Consider the following 1,151-nt stretch of genomic DNA (forward strand, 5'->3'; position numbering starts at 1 on the left):
ACCAATTTATTGCAACCGCAGTAGGACAGCCTTAAGTCCGACAGGCTGCTAGCAGGCTTCCCGACAAACTGCTGGCTTCAAAGCGGCAATTGCCCGATGTGCGCAGTGTCTTATGCTGCCAGATTAGCACTAGCGGGTTTAAAGCCAATATTCTGCTTGTCACTGTCGCAACTGACTATCTGCATGTTGCCTGCAGACTCAGGAGTAGCGCTAAACGCACTTCCCCGGTTGAGGTTTTTATGAAGTCAGCACCGGCTTCAATGCAGATATCGTTGGCTCAACGAATCATAATCGGGTGATCAGGCTGAGTCTCACTGATACTTAAAATTCGGCACTCCTGCAATCCATGGGCTAGTTTATCTGAGCATTCATAAACTGGATAAGGTAGATGTTGATGACACACTCCATTGCTCAATTACCTACAGCAACAAAGCAATCGATATTTTTCCAACATAACAAGGCTCATCAGTCGGTTGCTGCTTCCCTTGGCCTCATCATGATGGTTTGTCCCTGCTCTAAACTGCTGGCAAAAAACCCTTTCTCAATGCCTGTGGAGGAGATATTTACTGAAGATAAAACGACAAAAACGTCTAGCTTTCTGGACGATTTGATTAACCACAATGTTTATTTAGGAACCCCCCCCTCCTTTTACCCTCAACCCGAATACGACACATCTCATCTTTGCTTTAAATCATGAAAATGAACGAGACGAAAAAATGGATGTGCATACAGAAGAACCACAGGGCGCTGAAGCACTGCAGCCTCAGCCTTTAATGCAAATCCCGCTCCCATTGATAACCCATGCACAAATTACTGCCAATATCCAACAGTTGAATACAGGCCTGAATGGAGACGCTCTGATCCTGAATACTATGTTGAGTTACGTCCCGGTTACTCTCCCCAATGAGAGCCTGACAATTCTGAGTATGATTCAACAAGTGAAAAAAGCACTCCATGTTGAGTCTGACGAAAACCAGAATGTGTTACTAGGCGTTCTCATTAACATCCAGGGTACTGAATCTCCTGTCGATATCACCAGGCCAGAAGATCAACAGAGCCTCGCGATGTTGATGGTGAGTTACTATACAGCCATCCACTGCAAGGGAGCCCACCCACAAGCCGCTTATTGGTTTTTTCACTCATTCCTGCTT

2 protein-coding genes are annotated in these 1,151 nt (G+C 45.7%); both read left to right on the forward strand.

The features are described from left to right. Positions 1–394: 394 nt before the first annotated feature. A complete protein-coding gene (locus KDK16_RS06870) occupies positions 395–697 on the forward strand; it encodes a hypothetical protein (protein ID WP_257275305.1) in 303 nt (100 codons plus the stop codon). Between the two features lie 19 nt (positions 698–716). Continuing rightward, a partial coding sequence (locus KDK16_RS06875; RefSeq protein WP_257275306.1) for a hypothetical protein occupies positions 717–1,151 on the forward strand: 435 nt, incomplete at its 3' end.

The organism is Endozoicomonas sp. SESOKO4 (assembly GCF_024606275.1).